General features: G+C 75.2%; 18 protein-coding genes and 2 pseudogenes. 6 read left to right on the top strand and 14 right to left on the bottom strand.

Annotation, left to right across the window (positions count from 1 at the left end; all coding sequences use genetic code 11):
* Positions 1 to 108: 108 nt before the first annotated feature.
* From GA0070606_RS30760 to GA0070606_RS30740, 5 genes are all read right to left on the bottom strand, one after another.
* Positions 109 to 1,245: an epoxide hydrolase family protein gene (locus GA0070606_RS30760; RefSeq protein WP_091106780.1), complete on the bottom strand. Its 1,137-nt coding sequence runs from the start codon at positions 1,243 to 1,245 to the stop codon at positions 109 to 111.
* Positions 1,246 to 1,381: 136 nt separating this feature from the next.
* Entirely contained in the window at positions 1,382 to 1,891 is a 510-nt protein-coding gene (locus GA0070606_RS30755; protein ID WP_091106778.1) for an NUDIX hydrolase, read from the bottom strand.
* A 9-nt stretch (positions 1,892 to 1,900) separates the two neighbouring features.
* Positions 1,901 to 2,725 (bottom strand): SDR family NAD(P)-dependent oxidoreductase, encoded by an 825-nt coding sequence (locus tag GA0070606_RS30750; protein ID WP_091106776.1) that lies wholly within the window; start codon positions 2,723 to 2,725, stop codon positions 1,901 to 1,903.
* Entirely contained in the window at positions 2,722 to 4,047 is a 1,326-nt protein-coding gene (locus GA0070606_RS30745) for a flavin-containing monooxygenase (protein ID WP_091106774.1), read from the bottom strand. The genes GA0070606_RS30750 and GA0070606_RS30745 overlap by 4 nt, the downstream gene beginning before the upstream one ends.
* A gap of 60 nt (positions 4,048 to 4,107) precedes the next feature.
* Entirely contained in the window at positions 4,108 to 4,752 is a 645-nt protein-coding gene (locus tag GA0070606_RS30740; RefSeq protein WP_091108436.1) for a TetR/AcrR family transcriptional regulator, read from the bottom strand.
* Positions 4,753 to 4,829: 77 nt separating this feature from the next.
* Between GA0070606_RS30740 and GA0070606_RS30735 the strand changes: the two genes are divergently transcribed.
* The 3 genes from GA0070606_RS30735 to GA0070606_RS30725 all read left to right on the top strand — a co-directional run bounded on the left by GA0070606_RS30735 (position 4,830) and on the right by GA0070606_RS30725 (position 8,059).
* On the top strand, positions 4,830 to 6,176 hold the full coding sequence (locus tag GA0070606_RS30735) for an MFS transporter (protein WP_091106772.1): 1,347 nt from the start codon (positions 4,830 to 4,832) through the stop codon (positions 6,174 to 6,176).
* Between the two features lie 69 nt (positions 6,177 to 6,245).
* Positions 6,246 to 7,382 (top strand): hypothetical protein, encoded by a 1,137-nt coding sequence (locus tag GA0070606_RS30730; RefSeq protein ID WP_091106770.1) that lies wholly within the window; start codon positions 6,246 to 6,248, stop codon positions 7,380 to 7,382.
* A gap of 86 nt (positions 7,383 to 7,468) precedes the next feature.
* On the top strand, positions 7,469 to 8,059 hold the full coding sequence (locus tag GA0070606_RS30725; protein WP_091106769.1) for a pyridoxamine 5'-phosphate oxidase family protein: 591 nt from the start codon (positions 7,469 to 7,471) through the stop codon (positions 8,057 to 8,059).
* 80 nt (positions 8,060 to 8,139) lie between these two features.
* Here GA0070606_RS30725 and GA0070606_RS30720 read toward each other — a convergent pair whose 3' ends face one another.
* A complete protein-coding gene (locus GA0070606_RS30720; RefSeq protein ID WP_091106767.1) occupies positions 8,140 to 9,621 on the bottom strand; it encodes a peptide MFS transporter in 1,482 nt (493 codons plus the stop codon).
* Positions 9,622 to 9,843: 222 nt separating this feature from the next.
* Between GA0070606_RS30720 and GA0070606_RS30715 the strand changes: the two genes are divergently transcribed.
* Positions 9,844 to 10,185, top strand: coding sequence for an RNA polymerase-binding protein RbpA (locus tag GA0070606_RS30715; protein ID WP_046564157.1), 342 nt, complete (start codon positions 9,844 to 9,846; stop codon positions 10,183 to 10,185).
* Between the two features lie 206 nt (positions 10,186 to 10,391).
* On the opposite strand, the gene GA0070606_RS30710 is transcribed toward GA0070606_RS30715, so the two are convergent.
* From GA0070606_RS30710 to GA0070606_RS33930, 4 genes and pseudogenes are all read right to left on the bottom strand, one after another.
* The gene (locus tag GA0070606_RS30710; RefSeq protein ID WP_091106765.1) at positions 10,392 to 10,916 is read right to left on the bottom strand and encodes an FxsA family protein; all 525 of its coding nucleotides are present in this window, start codon (positions 10,914 to 10,916) and stop codon (positions 10,392 to 10,394) included.
* A gap of 74 nt (positions 10,917 to 10,990) precedes the next feature.
* The gene (locus GA0070606_RS30705; protein WP_245724884.1) at positions 10,991 to 11,800 is read right to left on the bottom strand and encodes a polyprenol monophosphomannose synthase; all 810 of its coding nucleotides are present in this window, start codon (positions 11,798 to 11,800) and stop codon (positions 10,991 to 10,993) included.
* Between the two features lie 9 nt (positions 11,801 to 11,809).
* Positions 11,810 to 13,573, bottom strand: a pseudogene (gene lnt, locus GA0070606_RS30700) (apolipoprotein N-acyltransferase); the annotation flags it as partial.
* Positions 13,574 to 13,855: 282 nt separating this feature from the next.
* Positions 13,856 to 14,146: pseudogene (locus GA0070606_RS33930) on the bottom strand (winged helix-turn-helix transcriptional regulator); the annotation flags it as partial.
* Positions 14,147 to 14,226: 80 nt separating this feature from the next.
* Here GA0070606_RS33930 and GA0070606_RS30690 point away from each other — a divergent pair.
* Positions 14,227 to 14,733, top strand: coding sequence for a pyridoxamine 5'-phosphate oxidase family protein (locus GA0070606_RS30690; protein WP_091106761.1), 507 nt, complete (start codon positions 14,227 to 14,229; stop codon positions 14,731 to 14,733).
* Positions 14,730 to 15,434: an alpha/beta fold hydrolase gene (locus GA0070606_RS30685; protein WP_245724883.1), complete on the top strand. Its 705-nt coding sequence runs from the start codon at positions 14,730 to 14,732 to the stop codon at positions 15,432 to 15,434. The genes GA0070606_RS30690 and GA0070606_RS30685 overlap by 4 nt, the downstream gene beginning before the upstream one ends.
* A gap of 580 nt (positions 15,435 to 16,014) precedes the next feature.
* Here the strand turns inward: GA0070606_RS30685 and GA0070606_RS30680 are convergent.
* From GA0070606_RS30680 to kamD, 4 genes are read right to left on the bottom strand one after another with little or no spacing between them, the layout of a single operon-like run.
* A complete protein-coding gene (locus GA0070606_RS30680) occupies positions 16,015 to 17,352 on the bottom strand; it encodes a glutamate mutase L (RefSeq protein WP_091106758.1) in 1,338 nt (445 codons plus the stop codon).
* The gene (gene kal / locus GA0070606_RS30675) at positions 17,349 to 17,741 is read right to left on the bottom strand and encodes a 3-aminobutyryl-CoA ammonia lyase (protein ID WP_091106755.1); all 393 of its coding nucleotides are present in this window, start codon (positions 17,739 to 17,741) and stop codon (positions 17,349 to 17,351) included. The genes GA0070606_RS30680 and kal overlap by 4 nt, the downstream gene beginning before the upstream one ends.
* Positions 17,738 to 18,532 carry a lysine 5,6-aminomutase subunit beta gene (kamE, locus tag GA0070606_RS30670; RefSeq protein ID WP_281191052.1) on the bottom strand — a complete coding sequence of 265 codons (795 nt, stop codon included), beginning with the start codon at positions 18,530 to 18,532 and terminating at the stop codon, positions 17,738 to 17,740. Before kamE ends, kal begins: the two co-directional genes overlap by 4 nt.
* The gene (gene kamD / locus GA0070606_RS30665; protein WP_091106753.1) at positions 18,529 to 20,091 is read right to left on the bottom strand and encodes a lysine 5,6-aminomutase subunit alpha; all 1,563 of its coding nucleotides are present in this window, start codon (positions 20,089 to 20,091) and stop codon (positions 18,529 to 18,531) included. The genes kamE and kamD overlap by 4 nt, the downstream gene beginning before the upstream one ends.
* Positions 20,092 to 20,128 lie beyond the last annotated feature (37 nt).

Below are 20,128 nucleotides of genomic sequence, written 5' to 3'. Positions count from 1 at the left end.
GGCGCGGAGACGCCGTGACGCCCGGGGTCAGGGTCCCGTCGTGCCCCTGACCCCGCCGGCGACCGGTGGCGCCGCGACCGGTCGCCGCTCCCGCGCGGACGGCGCGGGTCACCGCACCTTGGCGAAGAAGGCGCGGATGTCGGCCGCGTGGGCAAGCGGCTCCTCCATCGCCACGAAGTGGCCCCCGGGGTTCCCCTGCGGCCAGTGCACGATGGTGTTGTCCCGTTCGGCGAGGCGCCGCATCAGGGCGGACCCGCCGCCGTAGACGCCGGACGGCACCCGCTGCTGCCCCCTCGGCCACGCGAAGCCGCCGTCGTCGGCCAGGGTCAGGCCCTCGTACATCGGCCACGACGACGAGCCGGACGTGCCGGTGAACCAGTACAGGCTCGCGTTGGTCAGGATGAGGTCCAGGTCGATGGCCTGCTCGGGAGTCGGCGCCGTGATGGTGAACTCCTTGAACTTCTGCATCATCCAGGCCAGCAGCCCGACAGGCGAGTCCTGCCACGCGTACGCGAAGGTCTGCGGCGCGGCCCGCAGCAACGCGTGGTGGTCCACGCCGCCACTCATCCACTGCTGCATCTGCGCCCACTCGGCCCGTTCCGCCTCGGTCATGTCCGGCACGTCGGCCTCGGTGGGAAAGCCGAAACCACCGTCGATGTGCACGCCGACCACCTGCTCCGGCGCCACCGCGGCCACCTCGGGCGCCACGTACGCGCCGAGGTCGCCGCCCTGGGTGCCGTGCCGCTGGTAGCCGAGGCGGCGCATCAGCTCGGCCCACATCCGCGCGACCCGGGCGACCGTGAAGCCGGTCTCCGGCGGCGCCTGCGAGAAGCCGAAGCCCGGAACCGAGGGCACCACCACGTGGAACGCCTGCGCCGGGTCCGCGCCGTGGGCCGCCGGATCGGTCAGCGGGCCGATCAGGTCGACGAACTCCACGAACGAGTTCGGCCAGCCGTGCGTCAGGATCAGCGGCAACGCGTCCGGCTCCGGCGAGCGCACGTGCAGGAAGTGCACGCCCAGCCCGTCGATCTCGGTGACGAACTGGGGGAACTCGTTCAGCCTCGCCTCGTGGGCCCGCCAGTCGTACTTCTCCACCCAGTACGCGACCACGTCGCGCAGGTACGCCACCGGCACCCCGCGGCTCCAGCCGGCGCCGGGAAGCTGCCGGGGCCAGCGGGTCCGCGCGAGCCGGTCGCGCAGGTCGTCGAGGTCTGACTGGGGAATGTCGATCCGGAACGGAGTCATGCGGCAACGCTAGAAGCCATTCAGGTCAGTTCCTGACACCATTCGACGGCGCGCACCGGCCAAATTCGAACCTGGCGTCGACCGGCTCCCCGTGGAGGTCCGGCCGACCCGCGGCCGCCGGCGACCGGCCCGTCACTCACAGCGCGTCGGGCTGGCCGAGCGCCGGGTGCCGCGAGCCGGGCGCGGCGTGCCAGGTGGGCGCGTCCTCGCGCAGGGTCGTGTCGATGCGCAGCCGCGCCCAGCCGTCGAGCTCCGGCAGGTCGGCCGGGTCGAACCACGCCACCTCGGTGGACTCGTCGTCGTTGACCCGGGGCTCGCCGCCCACGGCCCGGCACCGGAACCACACGTTGAGGTATTCGCAGGCATCGCCGTTGGGGTAGACGACCGGGTGCGTGGCGACGCCGCCGACGCGCTCGATGCGCACGCGCACGCCCGTCTCCTCGTACACCTCCCGCAGGAGGGCGTCGGCCGGCTGCTCGCCGGGGTCGATGAGACCGGCGGGCAGGGACCAGCGGCCGTTGTCGGCGCGGCGGGCCAGCAGCACCCGCCCGGCGTCGTCGCGCACGACCGCGCTCACCCCGGGCAGCAGGAGCAGGTCCGTGCCGACGTGGGCACGCAGCTTCGCGACGTACGGGGAGACGGCCACCCGGTCACGCTATCCGGTGGTGTCGCGGTGCCGGCGCAGCATCCCGGCGGCCAGCGGCGCGGCGTCCATGTCGCCGGCGGCGACCCGGGCGGCGACGGTACGCCGCACGAGCCGGTCGGCCAGGGCCGGCGCGTGCCGGGCGAGGGCCAGTTCGAGGCGTCCGCGCCGGGTGGTGGCCACGTCCCGGGGCGCCCGCCGGGCGGTGGCGGCGCGCAGGACAGCCGCGACGACCCCCTCCACGGGTTCGAGGCGGGACACTCCCCGCAGCGACAGGCCGGCCTCGGCGGTGCTGTCGTGGATCGGCGAGGCGACCATGCTGGGATAGACGACGCTCACGCCGACGTGGGTGCCCACCTCGTGGCGCAGCGCGTCGGCGTAGGCGACCAGGGCCCGCTTGCTGACCCCGTACGCGGCGGCCAGCGGCAGCGGCAGCACGGCCATCCGGCTGGCCACGAAGACCACCCGGCCACGCGCGGCCTCCAGGGCGGGCAGCGCGGCGGCGGTGGTCCGCCAGGCGGCGAGCAGGTTCACCTCCAGTTGCTGGCGCACCACCTCGTCGGGCGGCGACTCGGCCGGGGCGGGACCGCCGACGCCGGCGTTGTTGACCAGCAGGTCCAGCCCGCCGAGCCGGTCGACGGCGGCGGCGACCGTCGGCGGCACGGCGGCCGGGTCGGTCAGGTCGCAGCCGAGCACCGGCACGTCGTCGGTGTCGGCCGGGTGGCGGTCGATGCCGACGACCCGCGCCCCGGCGCGGGTGAACGCGGCGCACAGCTGTCGGCCGAAGGTGCCGCTGGCCCCGGTGACCAGCACCCGGCGGCCCTCCAGGGCGCTCACGCCGTGGCCCCGGTGGCGCGGGCGCGGCGGCCGCCGGCGACGAGTTCCCGCCCCAGCTCGGCCAGGTACGCGTCGAAGTCCACCCGCATCGCGGGCCGGCGCTGCCCCCACCGGGCGGCGGCGGCGCGCAGCTCGGCGCGGCAGGCGGCGCGCTGCGCCTGCGGCTCGGGCAGCGCGTAGCGGCCGGACAGCTGCGCCGCGACCAGCTTGGCCTGCGCCTCGACCAGCGGGAACGCGGCGCCGGTGGACTGCATCAGGCCGACGAACGTCAGCCCGGGCGCGTCGAGGTGGAACACGTGCCGGTACAGCGGCAGGGTGTCCGCCCCGTCGCCGAGCAGCGCGGGGTCGAGGAAGGGGATCTCCACCCGGTAGCCGGTGCACCAGATGATCAGGTCGACTTCGTCGACGCGGCCGTCGGTGAAGGTGACGTGGTCGCCGGCGATGCCGGCGATGCCGGGGCGGGGCTCGATCTCGCCGTGGGTCAGCCGCGACAGCAGCCCGTCCGAGAGCGTCGGGTGGTCCTGGAGGAAGCCGTGGGCGGGGGCGGGCAGGCCGTAGCGGGTGGGCGGGCCGACGGTCGCGGTGAGCAGCCGCTGGGTGATGCGCTGGCGCAGCCGCCACGGCAGTCGCCGGGCCAGGGCGCCGTTGAGGGTGTCCGACGGGCGGCCCAGCAGGTGCTTCGGCACCACCCAGACGCCCCGGCGCAGCGACAGCAGGGTGCGCCGGGCCGCGTACGAGGCGTCCACGGCGATGTCCATCGCGGAGTTGCCGCCGCCGACGACCAGGACCCGCCGGCCGGCGAGCTGTTCGGGCCCCCGGTATGCGTGGCTGTGCATCTGCCGGGCGGTGCAGGCGGTCTCGCTCGCGGTGGCGGGCGACTTCGGCACCCGGTTGTGGCCGTTGGCGACGACGACGGCGTCCACGGTGACCTCGACCGGGCCGTCGGGCCCGTCGGCGTGCACCGTCCACCGGTCGTCGTCGCCGCGGGCGACCCGGTTGACGGTGTGCCGCAGCCGCACCGCGTCGTGCAGCCCGAACCGGTCGGCGTAGTCGGTGAGCCAGCCGGCGACGCGGGCGTGGTCGGGGTAGTCCGGCCAGTGCGCCGGCATCGGGTGGTCGGCGAACTCGGTGCGCGCCTTGCTGGTGTTCAGGTGCAGGGTCCGGTACGCGGGCGAGCCCGGCGCCCCGTACACCCAGAGGCCGCCGACCCGCCCGGCCGCCTCGAAGCAGACGGCGGGCACGCCGACGTCGGCGAGCGCCTTGAGGGTGGCCAGGCCGGCCGCGCCCGCGCCGATGACCGCCACGGTTGGCTGTGCGCCCATCGCCGGCTCCTTCCCGTTAATCCAACGTGCGTTGGATAATGGACCGGCGCGGGCGGCACGTCAAGGCGTCACCGGCCCGTACAGCCCGTCGAGGAAGCGGTGCACGAAGGCGCGGAACTCCCGCCGCTGGCGCGCCTGCGATCCCCCGCCGGCGGCCAGGGCCACCACGTGCCCGTGCACCGCCCACACCAGGCTGCGCACCGTCACGTGCGGCGTCGGCTCGACCAGCGCGCCGGCCGCCGCGGCGGCGGTGAGCAGGTCGGCGACGAGCCGGTACAGCGGGGCCGCGTACCGCTCGTCGAGCTCGGCGTGCCGCTGCGGCTCCAGCCAGCGGCGCAGCCACAACGCGGTGGTCTCCGGCCGGTCCTCCAGAAAGTCCACGAACACGTCCACCAGGTCGTGCAGCGCGCGCCGGGCCTGCGCCGGCCCGCTGTCCAGCGCCTGCCGCGCCCGCTCGGCCGCCACCTGGAGCACCTCCCGCTCGGCGGCGAAGACCCGGGCGAAGCAGGCGTCGTAGAGTTGCGCCTTCGTACCCGTGTGGTGCGAGACCGTGGCGACGTCCACGCCGGCCGCCGCCGCGACCTCCCGCAGCCCGACGGCGTCGAAGCCACGCCGGGCGAACAGCGCGGTCGCGGCGGTGAGCACCACCTCCCGGGTGGGTCTGGTCTCGTCGCGGCGGGGCCGCCCGGGTCGGCGGCGAGGCATGGTCATGGCCGCCATTCTGCCCCTACAATCCAGCATCCGTTGGATTGCGGGCGGCGCGCCCGGAGAGGAAGGCCGCCATGACCGGGCTCGACCAGCACCAGGCCGACACGGACGCCACCATCCTGCCCCGCGGGCCGTTGCTCGGCTTCGCCGCCGGTTCCCTCGGCATGGGCGTCTGGGTGACGGTCCCCGGCCTGCTGCTGCTCTACTTTCTCACCGACGTGCTGGCCGTCGCTCCCTGGCTGGCCGGGCTGGCGCTGCTGCTGCCGAAGGTCGCCGACGTGCTGCTGCACCCGTGGGTCGGGCACCGCTGCGACGTCGAGCAGTCCCGCCGGGGTGACCGGCGCCGGCTGCTGCTGCTCGGCTGTGCCCTGCCGCTCGCCTTCGCCGCGCTGTTCGCCGTGCCCGGCGGGCTCACCGGCGCGCCGGCCGCCGCGTGGGTGGCGGTCGCGTTCGTGGCCGGCAACCTGCTCTTCGCCGCCTACCAGGTTCCCTACCTGGCCACCCCCGCCGACCTGCGGATCGGCTACCACGAGCGGACCCGCCTGATGGCGTTCCGGATGGTGGTGCTGACCCTCGGCATCCTCGCCTCCGGGCTGCTGGCGCCCCTGCTGGCCGGCGGGCAGGACGCCACCCGCGCCGGCTACCAGCGGATGGGCGTGCTGCTGGCCGTGGGGATGCTGGCCGCGATGCTGGTCGGGGTGGCGGGCATCGCCCGGCTGCGCCGGGCCGCCGCCGCGGCGCCCGCCCCGCACGGCGGCGGCTGGCGGGGGCTCGCCGTGGCGCTGCGCGACCGGCAGTTCCGGTGGCTGGTCGCCGCCTACCTGGCCATGTCCACCACCACCCACCTGGTCCTGGCCGGGGTGCCCTACTACGCCGAGTACGAGCTGGGCCGCCCCGGGCTGACCACCGTGCTGGTGGCGGCGTTCGTCGCCCCGGCGCTGCTGGTCACGCCGGCGTGGCTGGTGCTCGCCCGGCGGGTCGGCAAGCAGCGGGCGCTGCTGGGCGCCCAGGGCGCGTTCGCGGCCGGCTCGCTGGTCCTCGCCGTGGGCCGCCCGGCGGGACTGCCGGTGCTGGTGGCCGCCGTGGCGGTGCTCGGCGTCGCGTTCGCCGGCATGCAGCTGCTGCCGTTCTCGATGGTGCCCGACGTCATCCGCGCCGGCGGCGGCGCGGCCGGCACCTACACCGGGGTCTGGACCGCCACCGAGGCCACCGGCGCGGCGCTGGGCCCGTGGGCGTACTCGCTGTGCCTGGCCGCGGGTGGGTTCGTCGCCTCCACCGCCGGCGAGGGCGTCACCCAGCCCGACGGTGCGCTGACCGCGATCCGCTGGGGCTTCGGGCTGCTGCCCGCGGCGGCGATGCTCGTCGCGCTGCTGCTGCAACGCCGCTACACCCTGGACCGTACGGCCCGCACGGCCGGCTGACCGGCCCCCGTCCGGCCGGCGCGGGCGCGCGGCGGCGACGGCTGGACCCGGCAGTAGACTCCGCCCTCGATGGACGCCCAGCCCGCCTCCCCCGCCGACACCCGCCCCTGCGCCCACTGCGGACGCGACGTGCCGCAGCGCGTCGGCGCGGGCCGGCCGTTCCGCTACTGCCGCGACAACGACGGCGCCTGCCAGCGGGCCTCCCGCAACTCGCGGATGCGCCACCGCAACGCCCCCGGCCTGCCCGGGCAGGTGGCCCGCACCTGGGAGGCGGTGGACCGGCTGGAGCAGGTCGCCCAGACCCTCGCCGAGGCGCTGCACGCCGAGCTGTCCCCGGTCGGGGTGGAACGCCAGCTGGCGCAGGCCCGCGCCGACGCCGCGACGCAGGTGGCGGCGGCGCAGACCGAGCGGGACGAGGCCCGCCGTGACGCCGAGGACGCCGCCGCGGCCGCCGCGCGGGCCCGCGAGGAGGCCCGGGCGGCGTTCGCCGAGCGGGACGCGGCCCGCGACGAGGCGCGCGCGGCCGCCGAGCGGGCCACCGCCGCCCGCGAGCACGCCGAGCGGGCCGAGGCGGCCCGGGACGAGGCCCGCCGGCAGGCCAGCGCCGCCGAGGCGCTGCGCACGCAGGCCGAGCGGGACCGTGACGCGGCCCGCCACGAGCTGCGTGGGCTGCGCGTCGAGCTGGACGCCGAGCGCCGCCGTGCCGCCGAGGCGACCGGCGAACGGGACACCGCCCGCGCCGACGCCGACCGGGCGGCCCGCGCCGCCGCCGAGGCGCTGGACCGGGCGCAGCGCCTGCACGCCGACGCGGAGGCCGCCCGCGAGCGGGCCGACCGGGCCCGCGAGCAGGCCGAGACGGCCCGCGCCGAGGCCGACGCGGCCCGTGCGGCGGCCGCCGAGGCGACCAGGGCGCGCGAGCAGGCCGAGACCGCCCGCCGGGAGGCGACCGCGCAGGCCGACCGCGTCCGCGCGGAGCTGGCGGCGCTCGCCGGCCGGCACGACACGCTGGGCGCGGAGCTGGCCGCCGCGCGGGACGCCGCGACCGCCGCCGAGGGCCGGCTCGACACGCTGACGGTACGGCTGCGCGCCGCCGAGACCGACCGCGACGAGGCCCACCGGCGGGTGGCCCAGCTGGCCGAGCAGGTCAGCCACCTCGCCGCCGCCCTGGCCCACCTCGGCGCCCGCGACACCCCACCGCCCGCCTGAACCCGCCGGGCCGACGGACGCCCGGGTGTCCGCCGCCACCGGCGGCGGACCGGCGGACACCGTCCGGGCGCGACCATGATGTGCGGGTGGGAAAGACACACGAACGCATCGAGGGCCGGCTGCGGACGTTCATCGAGGAGCAGCCGCTGTTCTTCACCGCCACCGCACCGCTGTCCGGCGACGGCACCGTCAACCTGTCCCCCAAGGGGCTGCGCGGCTCCTGGGCGGTGCTCGACGCGCACACGGTGGCCTACCTGGACTTCGCGGGCAGCAACGCCGAGACAATCGCGCATCTGCGGGAGAACGGGCGGATCACGCTGATGTGGTGCGCGTTCCAGGGGCCGCCGAACATCGTCCGGGTGCACGGGCGCGGCGAGCCGGTGTTCCGCGACGACCCCCGCTGGGGCGAGCTGGCCGGCCACTTCCCCGACGTCGACACCAGCGTCCACGGCCTGCGGGCGATCATCGTGGTGCGCGCCGAGCTGATCCGCGACACCTGCGGCTACGCGGTGCCGTTCATGACCTACGACGCCGACCGCGACCTGCACGCCAGGCGGTTCGCCCGGGAGGACGACGCGTCGCTGAGCGACTACTTCGCCGGCAAGGAGCACGTCGCCCGCAGCATCGACGGACTGCCGGGCCTGCCGCTGCCGCTGCCGCCGACCCCGCCGGCCTGAGCCCGGCCCGGGCGCCGGCGCGCCGGTCGCGGGTGCCGCCGAGTGCTGGCGCAGCTGGTGCCGACGAACGGGTCGCCGGATCAGTGGATGCCGGCCATCAGGCCCCGGATCTGTCGGGCGAACATCACCGCGCCGAGGCCGAGGGCCACCGAGGCGACCCCGAAGGTCAGGAAGTACGTCGGCTCGGGCCAGGTGTCGGCCAGCCGGGCCACCTGCCCGCCGACCGCGTCGCCGACGGCGGTGGCGAGGAACCACAGCCCCATCATCTGGCTCGCGTACTTCACCGGCGCCAGCTTGGTGGTGGCCGACAGCCCGACGGGGCTCAGCGACAGCTCGCCGGCCACCTGGATGGCGTACACGGCGACGAGCCACCACGGCGAGACCAGGTCGCCGCCGACGGCGGCCTGTGCGGCGGCGGCCATCAGCACGAACGACAGGCCGTTGAGCACCAGCCCGACGGCGAACTTCGTCGGGGTGGAGACCCGGTGGCCCAGCCGCAGCCAGAGCAGCGCGAACAGCGGCGCCCCGATGATGATCAGGATCGGGTTGACCGACTGCAGCCACGAGGCGGGGAAGGTGAACCCGGCGACGTCGCGGTCGGTGTTGTCGGCGGCGAAGATGTTCAGCACCGACCCCGCCTGGTCGTAGATCAGCCAGAACGAGGCGGCGAAGACGAACAGCCACACGTACGCCTTCATCCGGCTGCGTTCGGTGGCGCTGAGCTCCCGGTCCACCATGATCCGCACGAAGTAGCCGACGGTGATCAGCACGGTGGCGACGGTGAGCAGGTTGACCACGGTGTCGACGGTGAACGCCCCGGCCACGGCGAGGACGGCGACCGCGACGACGACCAGGGCGGTGACCGCGCCGACGCGCGTCAGCGCGCGCCGGCGGTCGGCGCCGAGCAGCGGGTCGGCGGGGCGTGCGCCGGCGTCGCCGAGGTTGCGCCGGCCCAGCACGTACTGCAGCACGCCGAGGGTCATGCCGATCGCGGCGGCCCCGAAGCCGAGGTGCCAGTTGACCTTCTCGCCGAGGTAGCCGGTGATCAGCGGCGCGATGAACGCGCCGAGGTTGATGCCCATGTAGAAGATCGAGAAGCCGGCGTCGCGGCGCGGGGAGTCGCGGTCGTAGAGGTCGCCGACCATCGTGGAGATGTTGGGCTTGAGCAGGCCGGTGCCGAGCACGATCAGCGCCATGCCCGCGAAGACGCTCCACCGGGTGGGGATCGCCATCACGTAGTGCCCGGCGGCGATGACCACCCCGCCCCACAGCACGCTGCGCCGCGCGCCGATGAGCCGGTCGGCGACCCAGCCGCCGGGCAGCGCCATCAGGTAGACCATGGCGTTGTACGTGCCGTAGACGGCGCTGGCGCTGGCCTCGCTCATCGCCTGCCCGTCGTCGGCCAGCGACGCGGTCAGGTACAGCACCAGGATCGCCCTCATGCCGTAGAAGCTGAACCGTTCCCACATCTCGGTGAGGAAGAGGGTGGACAGGGCCCGCGGGTGACCGAGGAACGTCCGCCCGGAGGGCGGCCGGGACTCCACCGGCGCGTCACCGACCATCGCGACCTCCGCTTGCTCGGGACGGTTAACATCCCCGTTGGCAGCGGAAACACTCCACCCAACCGACCCGGCCCCGGGGACGACCCCGCCGGGCGGCTGGCATGGCCGGCTACCCTTGTGCGGGCCTGCCCGGCGGCGCGTCAGCGCTCCGGGTGGGAATGGCCCGGCGGGAACGGACCGTTACACAGAGAAGACCAGCACCACGAACGAGGGGAAGTCGATATGGGCGAGCGTATGCTGCGCGGAAGCCGGCTGGGCGCGGTCAGCTACGAATCCGACCGCAACACGGAGCTCGCGCCGCGCCAGACCCGCGAGTACCTCTGCGCAAAGGGTCACCAGTTCGAGGTGCCGTTCGCCGTCGACGCCGAGGTCCCCACGACCTGGGAGTGCAAGTTCGACGGCAGCGTCGCCCGGCTGGTCGACGGCAGCGAGCCGGAGCAGAAGAAGGCCAAGCCGCCGCGTACCCACTGGGACATGCTGCTGGAGCGGCGTTCGATCGCCGAGCTGGAGGACATCCTGGCCGAGCGGCTGCAGGAGGTCCGCACCCGCCGCGGTCGCGCCTGACCCGCACGGACGTCACGGCGCCCCGGGAGCCACGCTCCCGGGGCGCCGTCGTGTCCCGGTTGATCGGTTTCGGCGCCCTGCCGGGTGGTCTCGGACGCCGGGTGAGTCTCGGGTCACCCGGCCCGCTGTCCGGCTCCGGTCCCGCCCCGCTGTCGCCTCGGGGTCGGCAGGGCCTTTGCGGGCCCGCCGGCCGCTGCCGAGGCGGGTCAGTTGCGGCCGGGCTCGACGATCTCGCCCTCGATGGCCCGGCCCCCGTCGACCACGATCGGCGGCTCGGCCGTCGGACGCGGCGCGGGCTGCGGCGCGCCCCGGCGCACCCGCACCCGGCGGGGCCCGAACAGGTCACCGGCGACCATCGACGACACCCGCCGCTCCGCGGCACGCCGCACGCCGGCGCGGGCCAGCCCGCGCACCGGCGGCACCAGCAGCAACAGCCCCACCAGGCCGCTCACCAGGCCCGGGGTCGCCAGCAGCAGTGCGCCCACCAGCCCGACGAGCCCGTCGGTGACCTGCCGTCCCGGCGGTTGACCGGCCTCGGCGGCGGCCCGGAATCCCCGCCAGGCACGCATCCCCTCCCGGCGCAGCAGCACCAGCCCGAGCAGCGACGCCGCGAACACCACCAGCAGCGCCGAGCCGAACCCGATCGCCCGGCCCACCGCGACGAACACCGCCAGCTCCAGCAGCACCGCCAGCAGCAGGCCCAGCGGAACGTACCTCAGTCCTCGGCGCATCTCACCTCATCCGCCATCCGCGACGCCTGCGGTCGGTCCGCGCAGGCGTTCCGTCCAGCATGACACGCCCGGGCTCAGGGCCACCGCACCTGACCGGTGGGGGTGCCGTGCAGGCCGCGCCGCACCGCCGTACGCCGGTCCTGCAGGCCCCACGCGGTGATCCGCCACAGCGCCTCGGCGATGATCAGCGGGCTCATCTTGCTGCTGCCGCGTTCCCGCTCGGCGAACGTGATCGGCACCTCGACGATGCGCGCCCCGGCCCGGTGCGCCAGCCGCGACAGCTCCACCTGGAACGAGTACCCCTGCGAGCACACCGACGCCAGGTCGATCTCGTCGAGGGCAGACAGCCGGTACACCCGGTAGCCGCCGGTGGCGTCGGAGACCGGCATGCCCAGCGCCAGCCGCGCGTACAGGTTGCCGCAGCGCGACAGCAGCAGCCGCCGCAGCGGCCAGTTCACCAGCCGCGCGCCGCGCGTCCACCGGGAGCCGATCACCACGTCGGCGTCGCGGGCGGCCGCCAGCAGCGTGGGCAGGTCCTCCGGGGCGTGCGAGCCGTCGGCGTCCATCTCCACCACGGCGTCGAAGCCGCGCTCGCGGGCCCACGCGAACCCGGCCAGGTAGGCCGCGCCGAGCCCCTGCTTGCCCTCGCGGTGCAGCACGTGCACCCGTGGGTCGGCGGCGGCCAGGGCGTCGGCGACCGCGCCGGTGCCGTCGGGGCTGTTGTCGTCGGCGACGAGGATCTCCACCGCCGGGGCGGCGCGGCGCACCCGCGCCACGATCCGTGCCACGTTGTCGGCCTCGTTGTAGGTCGGGATCACCACGAGCACCCGCCCCGGCCCCGGCTGGCCGGGGCGTGGTCCTCGGGTGCCGGTCGTCTCGCCCACCGTCGCGTCCCCCTCCACCGGCGTACCGGCTGGTGTCATCCGGCGTGGTGCCGGCGGCGCAGCACGGCCGCGCCGACCAGGGCCGCCACCGCCAGGGTCGCCAGCGCCGCCTCGGGCCACAGGCCGACCCGGGTGGCCAGGGTGCGCCCGTCGTCCAGGCGCAGCTGCCGCACCACGACCGCTCGGGTGTTGAACCCGGTGGCGTCGCTTACCCGCCCGTCGGGGGCAACGAACCCGGACACTCCGACCGTGGAGGCCATCAGCGCCGGCCGGCCGTGCTCGACCGCCCGCAGCCGCACCATGGCCAACTGCTGGCGCGCCTCCGCCACGTCGAAGGTGGCGTTGTTGGTCTGCACCACCAGCAGCTGCGCTCCTCCGGTGACGGTGTCGCGGACCACCTCGTCGTAGGCGACCTCGAAGCAGATGACGTCGCCGAGCACGGCCGCGCCGGCGCGCAGCACGCCCGGCTCGGTGCCGGGCACGAAGTCGGCGCGGACCCGGTCGACCTGCTTGCTGACCATGCGGGCGAGGTCGCGCATCGGCACGTACTCGGCGAACGGCACGGGATGCCGCTTGGTGTAGACCTGCCCCAGGTCGGGGCCGGTGCCGGGCCGCCACAGAATCCCGGCGTTGCGGACCTGGCCGTCGTCGGGGCCGCGCAGCACCGCGCCGACGAGGATCGGGGCGCCGACCGCGTCGGCGGCCCGGGAGATCTGGGCGCCGGCGTCGGCGTCGCGCAGCGGGTCGATGTCGCTGGAGTTCTCCGGCCACACCACCAGGTCGGGACGGCGCTGCGTGCCGGCCGCCACCTGCCCGGCCAGTTCGACGGTGGCGTCGACGTGGTTGCCGAGCACCGCCTTGCGTTGGGCGTTGAAGTCCAGGCCCAGCCGGGGCACGTTGCCCTGCACGATCGCCACGGTGACGGTGTCGCCGTCGCCGGCGGCGGCCACCGGCACCAGCAGCCCCACCACGGGCAGCGCAACGGCCCCGACGGCCCCGGCGGTCAGGCCGGCGACCGGCGCCCAGCGGCGCCGCCCGTCCCGGGCCCGCCACAGCGCGGCGGCGAGCAGCCCACCGGTGAGCGCCACCGCGAAGGTCACCAGCGGCGCGCCGCCCAGCGCGGCCAGCCGCAGCAGCGGCGAGCCGTCCTGGCTGAACGCCAGCCGCCCCCACGGGAACCCGCCGAACGGGGTGCGGTCGCGCAGCGCCTCCTGCCCCACCCACAACACACCGGTCAGCGCCGGCCAGGCCCACCGCAGCCGGTCGGCCAGCGGGGACGCGTACGCGCCCGCCGCGCCCAGCAGCGCCAGGTAGCCGGCCTGCAGCAGCGACAGCAGCGTCCACGGCAGGTAGCCGGTGTGCAGGTTCGTCCAGCTCAGCAGCGGCGCGAACAGCGCCACCCCGGTGAGGAGGCCCAGCCCGGCGCCGGCCCGTACGCGGCGGCGGTGCGTCGCCACGGCCAGCAGCGCCACCCCGACCGGCGCGAGCGGCCACACCCCGTACGGGGGGAACGCCGCCAGCAGCGCCAGCCCGGCGGCCACCGCCAGCGGCACGGCCACCCGCAGCGGCAGCGGGCGCGGCGCCGCGTCGGGCACGCGCGGGGCGTCGGCGCGCGGCTGGCTGCTGTCCACGGTCGTCACGGGCACCTCACCTCGATCACACCGCGGAAGGCTACCCGGCGGCCGGCGCGGCACCGGCGTCGCCGGTGGTGACCGGGCGGGTGAAGCTGCCGAGGAACCGCTCGGCGGCCTGCCGCTCGCCGGTGACGCGCAGCGCGCCGCGGCGTTCGGCCTCGTCGCGGGGCAGGTAGCCGTAGACGACCTCCAGCAGGGTGCGCGGGTCGGTGTCGACGGTGGCGGCGCAGCGCTCCCCGGCGCCCCGGGTGACGCGCAGCCCGGCCGGGCCCGCCTCGGCGACGAACCGGTCGGCGCCCAGCCGCAGCCCGACCGGCGGCTGGGGGCCCGTGGCCGGGCCCGGGTCGTACGTGGTGCGCAGGGCCAGCATCAGGGCGTCGACGCTCAACTGGCCGGTGGCGGGCAGGGGCTGACGGCTGCCCCACCGGCCCAGCGCCAGCAGGCTCTCTTCCAGTTCCCGGCCGCGCGGGGTGAGCTCGTACACGCGGGCGCTGGCCGGGGGCCCGAGGACGCGGCGGGTCACCACGCCGGCCCGCTCCAGCTCGCGCAGCCGCGCGGACAGCACGTTCTGGCTCATCGTGGGCAGCCCACGGCTGAGGTCGGAGAAGCGTTTCGGCCCGAGCAGCAGCTCCCGGACGACCAGCAGCGCCCAGCGTTCGCCGACCGCGGCCAGCGCGCGGGCCAGCCCGCACAGATCATCGTAGGAACGCACCCGACCAGCGTAGCGAAACCGCTTGCACACGCGAAGTGACAACTCCTAATGTAGGAGCGAGCCGTTTCGAGGGAGGCGCCATGACCGCGACCACCGCCCTGCCGCAGGGCGACCTACGACTACTCGACCACCCGGTGGCCCGGCGGCTGCTGGCCTCGACGGAGCTGGCCCGCGTGGCCTACGTCGCGCCCGACGACACACCCCGGGTGCTGCCCATGCTGTTCCACTTCACCGGCGACGAGGTGGTCTTCTGCACCTTCGCCGGCGCCCGGAAGATCAACGACCTGCGGGCGCGACCCCACGTCGCCGTCACCATCGACACCACCACCACGCCGCCGCAGGTGCTGCTGCTGCGCGGCCCCGTCACCGTCACCGACGTCGACGGCCTCGCCCCCGAATACCTCGCCGCCCACCACCGCTACGGCGGGCAGGAACAGGTCGACGCCGTGCTCGCCGACACGGGCGACCAGCCGGTGCGGATGGCCCGCATCGGGCTGCGCCCGGCATGGGTGGGGGTGCTGGACTTCACCACCCGTTTCCCCGGCGGCGGCAGCGCCGACGACTTCGCCGCCCGGGGCCGCTCGTGAGCTACGTGTTGATCCCCGGCGCCGGCGGCAGCGCCGACTACTGGCACCTGCTCGTCGACGAGCTGCGCCGCCGCGGCCGCGACGTCGTCGCCGTGGACCTGCCCGCCGCCGACGACACCGCCGCCCTGCCCGAGTACGCCGCCACGGTCCGCGCCGCCATCGGTGCGCGCCGCGACGTGACGCTGGTCGCCCAGTCCCTCGGCGCGTTCACCGCCGCCCTGGTCGCCGACGACCCGCAGGTGACGATGCTCGTCCTGGTCAACCCGATGATCCCCGCCCCCGGCGAGACGCCCGGGCAGTGGTGGGAGGCGACCGGCCACGCGCAGGCCCGCGCCGCGTACGCCGCCGCCCAGGGCCGCCCACCCAGCGACCACGTCGACCTGACGGTCGACTTCTTCCACGACGTGCCCGAGGCGGTGGTGGCCCGGATCACCGCCGACGCGCCCGACGAGTCGGCCGCGGTGTTCACCCGCCCCAACCCGCTGCGCCGCTGGCCCGACGTGCCCACCCGCGTCGTCACCGGCCGCGACGACCGGTTCTTCCCCGCCGACTTCCAGCGCCGCCTCGCCCGCGAACGCCTCGGCGTCGACGTCGACGTGCTGCCCGGCGGGCACCTCGTCGCGCTGAGCCAGCCGCAACGCCTCGCCGACCAGCTCGACGCCTACCGCGCCCCGACCACGACCGCGACGCCCCCCACCTGACGCCGCACCCACCACAGACCGCACACCGGCTCCGGAGCGAGAGACGACACCGCGCCCGGAAACCCGAACCGGACCGAAAGCGGCCCTCGGCCTTCACCCAGCCCCGAGGCCCCGGCGGCGGTCGACGTGATGCGCGAGACGAAGCGACCGGACGCGCCGGCACCCGGCCGGGCGAACGAAGATCCGGGCCGGCAGAACGAAAATCGGGGCGCGGCTCACGCCGCGCCCCGATGCTCCCAGGCCCTTCCCGGCCGGTGGGGCGAGAATGAGCTGCGCCGACCTTCGGACCGACCCGACGCGGACTGGCTGCCCCCGCCTGGCCGTTGTCTACTGGCCGTGCACCTCACCCTGCCCGTACACCGGTAACCGCGGCCGGTTCGCGCCGCCCCGCCGACCCCCGCCCGCTGGACCTGGCCGCCGCGACGCACTGCATGTCGCTCGGCCAGCGGACGAAGGGACGAAGCGAACAACAGCCGCTTCCCGTAGTAGGACTCAAAGACGGTACGGCGTGGACCCCCGCCGCTGTCAACCCACCCCGGCCTGTCGTGTGTTGCACCACGGCGTGTCGCGTCGGCGAGTCTCAATCCGTGGCCAGGTGGCGACGCAGCAGCGCCCCCGCCGCCGCCGGATGCTCCGCCGCCAACAACCCACCGGCGGCCAGCACGTAGTCGACGTCGACGACCGGCCGGGCCGCCCGCGGCAGCGGCCACCCACCGGCATGATCGGCCAGCACCGCCCCCAACACGCCCGCCGCGTCGGCCGGCGCGGCGTGCCGCAGCACCCCGCCCGACCCGACGAGCAGCCGCACGTCCCGCAGATCCCGGCCCGCCCGCTCCCCGGTCGCCGCACCCCGGGCGTGCCGCCGCAACGCCACCGTCGCCGCCAACGCCGCGATGCGGGCATCCACCGCCCGCTCGCCGTCGCCCGCCGGCAAAAACCCCGGATCGGCGGCCCGCACCGCCGCCGCAGCAGCCAAGGCCTCCCGCTCCGCGTCGCCCAGCAGCCGCTCCTCCACCGCGGCCCGCACCACACCCGGCGCGCTCCACCGCATCCCCAGGTCGCCCTCCACGGTGCGCGCCCGCCACAGCGAACCCGCCACCTCCCGACCCGGCCCACTGGCCCGCTCGTCCGGCGTCAGCACCGAGTACACGTCGGTCGTGGCGCCACCGACGTCCACCACCACCAGGTCACCGCCGAGGGCGTCGGCGAGCACCTCCACACCGGTCAGCACCGCGTCGGGCGTGGCCGCCCGCACCAGCCGCGCGAACCGCGCCCCCCGCGACAGCCGCTTCCCGCCGATGACGTGCCGCAGGAACACCTCCCGGATCGCCGCGCGCGCCGACGCCGGCGCCAACACCCCGATGCGGGGCAGCACGTTGTCGGCGACCGTCACCGGCACCCCCGCCGCAGCCAGCAGGGCGTGCAGGTCGTCGCGGACGTCGACGTTGCCGGCGAGCACCACCGGCACCCGCCAACGAGCCCTCGCCAGCCGCGTCGCGTTGTGCGTCAACGTCTCGGCGTCCCCGCCGTCGGTGCCGCCGACCAGCAGCACCACGTCGGGGCGGGCCGCCCGCAACGCCGTCAGGCCCGCCGCGCCCAGCCGCCCCGCCGCCACGTGCACCACGTTCGCGCCCGCCGACAGACCCACCCGCCGGCCCGCCTGCGCCGTCACCAGATGCTCGTAGCCGACCACGGCCAGCCGCAGCCCACCACCCGCCGACGAACACACGTACCACGGCACGTCCCGCACACCCACCCCGGCGGTGGCCGCGCCGACCGCCGCGTCCAGGCCGTGCAGCACGTCCGTGCCGACCGTCGTGGGCGCCGACGCCGCCGCCACCAACCCACCGCCGTCGAGATCCACCACCGCCACCTTCGTGTACGTGGACCCGACGTCGGCGCAGACCGCGTACCTCACGCCGCCGGCGGAACGACCACCGTGCCGGTCGCCGTGACCGCCACGACCGGGCTGTCGAGGACCTCCGCCGCCGACTCACCCCGATCCGGCCGACCCCGACACACCACCCGCGCCTCGAAGTCGATCGTGCGGCTGCGGGTACCCACCCGGGTCACCGTCGCCGTCACCTCCAACACGTCCCCCGCCCTCATGGCGCTGCGGAACTGCACGTCCGAGTACGACGCGAACAACCCCTCGTCGCCGTCGGTGCGGATGCACACCTCCGTCGCCACGTCCCCGAACAACCCCAACGCGTACGCCCCGTCGACCAGGTTGCCCGCGTAGTGGGCGTGCGAGTACGGCACGTACCGCCGGTGGGTGACCGTCAGACCGACCCGGGAATCACTCATGCCTTCGCCTTCTTCTCCGTGATCAACGCGTGCACCAGGTAGCTCGCCACCTCGCCCGGCGTGGTGCCCCGACCGAAGATGCGGTCCACCCCCAACTCGCCGGCCATCGTCTCGTCGAACCGCGGCCCACCCACGATCAGCAGCGGCCGCTTCCCGGCCGGCATCGCCTCCCGAAACGCCGCCGACATCTCCCGCGTGTTGTGCAGGTGCGCGTCGCGCTGCGTCACCACCTGCGACACCAGCACCGCGTCGGCCTTCTCCGCCCGGGCCGCCTCCACCAGCTCCGGCACGCTCACCTGCGCACCCAGATTGGTGACCTTCAACTCCCGGTAGTACTCCAGGCCCTTCTCCCCCGCGATGCCCTTGACGTTGAGGATCGCGTCGATGCCCACGGTGTGCGCGTCCGTGCCGATGCACGCGCCCACCACCGACAGCTTGCGCCGCAACCTCTGCTTCACCACCGCGTTGACCTCCTTGGCGCCCAGCAGCGGGAAGTCACGCTCCACCACCTGCACCGCCGAGGTGTCCACCAGGTGGTTCACCCGCCCGTAAACCACGAAGAAGGTGAAACCGTCACCGATCGGCTTGGCGTGCACCAGCATCGCCGGATCGATGCCCATCTTGTTCGCCAACTGCACCGCCGCGCCCTCGGCCCGCTTGTCGTGCGGCAACGGCAACGTGAACGACACCTGCACCATGCCGTCGCCGGTGGTGTCCCCGTACGGCCGCACGATCCTCTTCTCGGCGGCCCCGCCGCCCGGCGCCGCCGCGCCCACCTCGACGGCGCTCACGCCGCATCCCCTTCCAGGATCTCGGTGGCCGGGTTGAAGTAGTCCGCCTCGTGCCGGGCGACCCCCGCGAGCCCCTTGCCCCGATCCGCCGGCCGCTTCATGATCCCGAACGTGCCCTCGGCGATCGCCGTCAACAACGACTGATCACCGATACGCTCCAGCAGGTCCACCGCCTCCGACAGCACCCGGTTGGCCCGCTGCTGGATGAACCCGCCCGGCGCCGGCACGAAGTCCTCGTGCAACCCGCCCGCCGCCCCCAACACGTACCGCACGTTCTGCAGAGCGATGTCCCGGTCCGACAACCACGGCGTCACCACCGCCTCCGTCATCATCCCCACCAGCAGGATGCCCTGACCGGTCATCGTGCCCACCAGGTTGAAGAACCCGTCCAACAGGTTGCCCCGGAACACGTCACCGGTCATGTGCTTCGTCGGCGGCATCCACTTCAACGGCGCGTCCGGGAACAACTCCCGCGCCAGCAACGCGTGCGCCAACTCCAACCGCAACGACTCCGGCACATCCGGGTTGATCTCGAACGCGTGCCCCAGACCCAACTGCCAGTCCGCCAGCCCCGCCTCGTGCGCGAAGAACTCGTTGAGCAACTGCGACACCGTCACCGTGTGCGCCTCGTCCACCGCGTCCGCCGTGGTCAGGTAGTTGTCCTCACCGGTGTTGATGATGATCCCCGCCCGCGCGTGCACCTGCCGCGAGAACCGCTGGTCCACGAACGTGCGGATCGGATTGATGTCCCGGAACAGGATCCCGTACATCGAATCGTTCAACATCATGTCGAGCCGCTCCAGGCCCGCCAGGGTCGCCATCTCCGGCATGCACAGCCCCGACGCGTAGTTCGTCAGCCGCACGTACCGGCCCAACTCCTTCGACGAGGCGTCCAACGCCGCCCGCATCAACCGGAAGTTCTCCTGCGTCGCGTACGTGCCGGCGAAACCCTCCCGCGTCGCGCCCTCCGGCACGTAGTCCAGCAACGACTGCCCCGTCGACCGGATCACCGCGATGATGTCCGCCCCGGCCCGCGCCGCCGCCTGCGCCTGCGGAATGTCCTCGTAGATGTCGCCCGTCGCCACGATCAGATAGATCCACGGCCGCTGCTTCGGATCCCCGAACCGCCGCACCAGCCGGTCCCGCTCCGCACGCCGCCGGTCGATCACCCGGATCCCCGCCCCGACCGCCCGCCGCGCCGCCTTCCGCGCCGCCGTCGCCGCCCGCCCCGCCGGCACCTCGAAACGCACCGACCCGGCCGCCGCCTTCTGCGCCAGCAACGTCACGTCGCCGATCTGCTCCCGCGCCAACGCGTCGAACACCGGCGCCGCCACCCCGTGCCCCAACCCCACGTCCGCGACCACCGCGTCCACGAGCCGGTTCACCCACGGAATGCCGTCCGGGTCGGCGCCGGTCACCCCCGCCAACCGCAACACCGCCCGCTCCACCGACACCGTCGTGTGGCTGCGCGCCAGATCCACCACCGGCTGCCCCGCCCGGCGCGCCAACTCCCGCGCCCGCGCCACCAGCCGCGGATCCAGACCAAGCTTTCCCGTCACGCCCTCACCCCGCCACACCCGGCGAAGACGCACCCGC

Origin of the sequence: Micromonospora citrea (assembly GCF_900090315.1) — a bacterium.
Taxonomy (GTDB): domain Bacteria; phylum Actinomycetota; class Actinomycetes; order Mycobacteriales; family Micromonosporaceae; genus Micromonospora; species Micromonospora citrea.
This window is presented reverse-complemented; position numbering and strand designations above follow the sequence as displayed.